The following is a 3,947-nucleotide window of genomic DNA, read 5'->3' as shown; positions in this document are numbered from 1 at the left end:
TCGCCATGCGTGCCGACAAAACCGACAAGAGCTTTGCCGCGTTCATTCACCTCGCCGCCGCCATCATAAGCTCCAGATGAATATCAACAGCCCTTAAAGCGCGTCGAGTCGAAACGGATTTAGTCGGCGCATTTTAAGCTTTTGTTTTGTGCGCGTCGCCGTCCCAAAACCGCTGCGCACTTTTGGGCGCCATGCATTAGTCTCGCCCGCCATCGGTCTGCTTCAATTCGTCGAGCGTCGGCATGGAAACGATGTGATAGCCGGAATCGACATAGTGGATTTCGCCGGTAACGCCCGAAGACAGATCGGACAACAGATAAAGCGCGGAACCGCCGACCTCGTCGATGGTCACGGTGCGGCGCAGCGGCGAGTTGCGCTGCTGGTAGGAGAACATGTGGCGCGCATCGGAAATCCCGGCGCCGGCGAGCGTGCGCACCGGTCCAGCCGATATGCCGTTCACCCGGATGCCGCGCGGACCGTAGTCGTTGGCGAGGTAACGCACACTGGCCTCAAGCCCGGCCTTGGCGACGCCCATGACATTGTAGTTCGGCATGACACGGACCGAGCCCGCATAGGTCAGCGTGATCATCGATCCGCCTTCCTTCATCAAGGTGGCTGCATGGCGGGCGATCTCGGTGAAGGAATAGCAGGAGATCACCATGGTGCGGACGAAATTGTCCCGGCTGGTGTCAGCGTAGAGGCCCTTCAGTTCATTCTTGTCGGAAAAGCCGATGGCGTGGACGACGAAATCGAGCCCGCCCCAGGCATTGCCCAGGGTCTCGAAGGTGGCGGCGACCGAAGCGCTGTCCTCGACGTCGCACGGCACGACCAGCGAGGCGCCGAGCTTGTCGGCGAGTGGCTTGACCCGGCGCCCGAAGGCGTCACCCTGATAGGTGAAGGCAAGGTCCGCTCCATGTTCGGACAATTTCCGAGCTATGCCCCAGGCGATCGAATGATCGTTGGCGACACCCATGACAAGCCCGCGCTTGCCCTTCATCAATCCATCCATGGCCGCCAATCCTTATAAAAACAACGCTGGCCTTATGCGGAATAGCGCTGGAAAATCAGCGTTGCGTTGGTGCCACCGAAGCCGAACGAATTTGACAAAACAGTGTCGATTTTGGCGTTGTCGATGCGCTTTCGCACGATTGGCATGCCCTCGAATTCGGGGTCGAGGGTCTCGATATGGGCGCTTTCGCCGATGAAGCCGCCCTGCATCATCAGGATCGAGTAGATGGACTCCTGCACGCCGGCGGCGCCCAGCGAGTGGCCGGTCAGCGATTTCGTCGACGTGATGTACGGCATCTCTTGGCCGAAAACCTCGCGGATCGCGGCCATTTCCTTGGAATCTCCCACCGGCGTCGACGTGCCATGGGTGTTGATGTAGTCGACCGGCGCGGAAACCGTCGCCATTGCCTGGCGCATGCAGCGGACCGCGCCTTCGCCGGATGGCGCCACCATGTCGAAGCCGTCCGAGGTCGCGCCGTAGCCGACGATCTCGGCATAGATCTTGGCGCCGCGCGCCTTGGCATGTTCCAGCTCTTCCAGCACCAGCACGCCGGCGCCGCCGGCGATGACGAAGCCGTCGCGATTGGCGTCATAGGCGCGCGAGGCGGCGGATGCACGGTCGTTGAATTTCGACGACATGGCGCCCATGGCGTCGAACAGGTCGGACATCGTCCAGTCGAGGTCCTCGTGGCCGCCGGCAAAGACCATGTCCTGCTTGCCCCACTGGATCAGTTCGTAGCCATTGCCGATGCAATGCGCCGAGGTCGAGCAGGCCGACGAGATCGAGTAGTTGACGCCGTGGATCTTGAACCAGGTGGCAAGCGTTGCCGATGCGGTCGACGACATCGCTTTCGGCACAGCGAACGGACCGATGCGCTTGGGGCTGCCGTTCTTCAGCGTGATCTCTGCCGCCTCGACGATGGTGCTGGTGGATGGTCCGCCCGATCCCATGACGATGCCGGTGCGCTCATTGGTGATGTCACTCTCGCTGAGGCCAGCATCCGCGATCGCCTGATCCATGGCGACGTGGTTCCAGGCGGCACCTTTCGACAGGAAGCGCATCGCACGACGATCGATCATGGCGGATGGATCGAGCGTCGGCGCTCCCCAGACATGGCAGCGAAAACCATGCTCGGCAAAGGAATCGGACAAGCTGATGCCGGATCTGGCGTCATGCAGCGAGGTCTGAACCTCGTTGGCATTGTTGCCGATCGACGACACGATGCCGAGGCCTGTGACTACGACACGTCTCATTCGCAACTCCTTCCAGGGGTCAGCCGGTGATGCCGGTCAGCCGACCGCCGACTGCTTGGACAGACCGACCTTCAAATCCGTTGCCGCGTATATGGGTTCGCCATCCGCCTTCAGCCAGCCATCGGCGATGCCGAGCACCAGCCGGCCGCGCATCACCCGCTTGAAGTCGATCCCATACTCGACCTTTTTCACCGAGGGCGTCACCATGCCCTTGAATTTTACCTCGCCTGTCGACAGCGCCATTCCCTTGCCGGGTTCGCCGAGCCAGCCGAGATAGAAGCCCGTCAATTGCCACATGGCGTCGAGGCCGAGGCATCCGGGCATGATCGGATTGCCGATGAAATGGCAGGCAAAGAACCACAGGTCCGGCTTGATGTCGAATTCCGCGCGGATGAAGCCCTTGTCGAAGGCGCCGCCCGTCTCGCTGATCTCGGTGATGCGGTCGAACATCAGCATGGGCGGATAGGGAAGCTGGGCATTGCCCGGTCCGAACAGTTCGCCGCGGGCGCAGGCCAGCAATTCGTCGTAGTCGTAGCTGGATTTCGAACCCGCCATCAATTTCGTCCCCACATCGTTCCGGGCTATCGGGCGCCCTTGTCGTTGGTTTCCTAACACAATCTGTTTCAGGCCGGAAACCGGCGTTTGCGCTTAACCTGCTCGTCTGCTCGGGTCAATGCGCGCTATTGATCGCATTCGGACGACAGAATATATGTCAGCAGGGGTTCGGTTTCGGCAGACATTCATTTTTTTGCCATTCTGGGCGTGTCTTAGGGCGGAACTGTGGGGTTCGACGAGAAGATGGGCCTGGACGGTCGGAAGGAAAATGTCGCTGTGGACAAGCGGGTCCGTGAAGCCGGCCTGAGGCCGACACGCCAGCGCATTGCGCTGGCCGACCTGCTTTTCGCCAAGGGCGACCGCCATCTGTCGGCCGAGGAACTGCACGAGGAGGCGGTCGCCGCCGGCGTGCCGGTGTCGCTGGCCACCGTCTACAATGCCCTTCACCAGTTCACCCAGGCGGGCCTGTTGCGCATCCTCGCCGTCGAGGGCGCGAAGACCTATTTCGACACCAACACCTCCGACCACCACCATTTCTACATCGAAGGCGAAAACCGCATATTCGACATCGACAGCGGTCCGGTGACGGTTGCCAACCTGCCGGAGCCGCCGGAGGGGATGGAAATCGCCAATGTCGACATCGTGGTGAGGCTGCGCCCCAAGCGCTGCGAATGACGGGCGACGCCCGAATAAACGACAAGGCCGGAATGATCGGCCAAGAATGATCGGCCAGGAATGAAACCCCTCGACCTGACAATCCGGCTCGAATGGGCCATCGTTGCGGTGGCTGCCGTCGTCTTCTACGCTTCAACCGGTATAAGCTGGTGGCTCTTCGGATTGCTTATCCTGGCGCCTGACCTGTGGCGGGGCCGCGCGTCGGTGCCCTGGCCTACAACGCCTTGCATATCCTGATCGTGCCCGTGCTGCTGCTGCTGGCCGGTCACCTGTCCGGCAAAGCGACCGCGACGGCGGTTGCATTGATCTGGATCGCCCACATCGCCATCGATCGTGCGCTGGGCTACGGCCTGAAGCTGTCAACCGGCTTTCAGGACACGCATCTGGGCCGTGTCGGCCGCTAATCTTACTGCGTCATAAATTGGCCTGACGCGGACTTTCCATGGCCCTTGTGC

The 3,947-nt window shown here is 61.2% G+C and carries 6 protein-coding genes; 3 read left to right on the top strand and 3 right to left on the bottom strand.

Annotated features, from left to right (window positions below; translation table 11 throughout):
* Positions 1-196 precede the first annotated feature (196 nt).
* From fabI to fabA, 3 genes are read right to left on the bottom strand one after another with little or no spacing between them, the layout of a single operon-like run.
* Positions 197-1,009, bottom strand: a complete 813-nt coding sequence (fabI, locus tag AC07FD_RS25910) for an enoyl-ACP reductase FabI (protein WP_478352141.1) — start codon at positions 1,007-1,009, stop codon at positions 197-199.
* A gap of 32 nt (positions 1,010-1,041) precedes the next feature.
* Positions 1,042-2,262 carry a beta-ketoacyl-ACP synthase I gene (fabB, locus tag AC07FD_RS25905; protein WP_478352140.1) on the bottom strand — a complete coding sequence of 407 codons (1,221 nt, stop codon included), beginning with the start codon at positions 2,260-2,262 and terminating at the stop codon, positions 1,042-1,044.
* Positions 2,263-2,298: 36 nt separating this feature from the next.
* Positions 2,299-2,817, bottom strand: coding sequence for a 3-hydroxyacyl-[acyl-carrier-protein] dehydratase FabA (gene fabA, locus AC07FD_RS25900; RefSeq protein ID WP_477272717.1), 519 nt, complete (start codon positions 2,815-2,817; stop codon positions 2,299-2,301).
* 243 nt (positions 2,818-3,060) lie between these two features.
* Here fabA and irrA point away from each other — a divergent pair, with 243 nt between their 5' ends.
* The 3 genes from irrA to AC07FD_RS25885 are packed head-to-tail and all read left to right on the top strand — an operon-like array spanning position 3,061 to position 3,896.
* Positions 3,061-3,492, top strand: a complete 432-nt coding sequence (irrA, locus tag AC07FD_RS25895) for an iron response transcriptional regulator IrrA (protein ID WP_167458528.1) — start codon at positions 3,061-3,063, stop codon at positions 3,490-3,492.
* A gap of 60 nt (positions 3,493-3,552) precedes the next feature.
* Positions 3,553-3,729, top strand: a complete 177-nt coding sequence (locus AC07FD_RS25890) for a DUF4260 family protein (protein WP_478352139.1) — start codon at positions 3,553-3,555, stop codon at positions 3,727-3,729.
* Positions 3,678-3,896, top strand: a complete 219-nt coding sequence (locus AC07FD_RS25885) for a DUF4260 family protein (RefSeq protein WP_478352138.1) — start codon at positions 3,678-3,680, stop codon at positions 3,894-3,896. Before AC07FD_RS25890 ends, AC07FD_RS25885 begins: the two co-directional genes overlap by 52 nt.
* Positions 3,897-3,947 lie beyond the last annotated feature (51 nt).

This window comes from Mesorhizobium waitakense, from assembly GCF_056431085.1.
The sequence above is the reverse complement of the archived record's forward strand: the minus strand, read 5'-3'. Positions and strand labels throughout refer to the sequence as shown.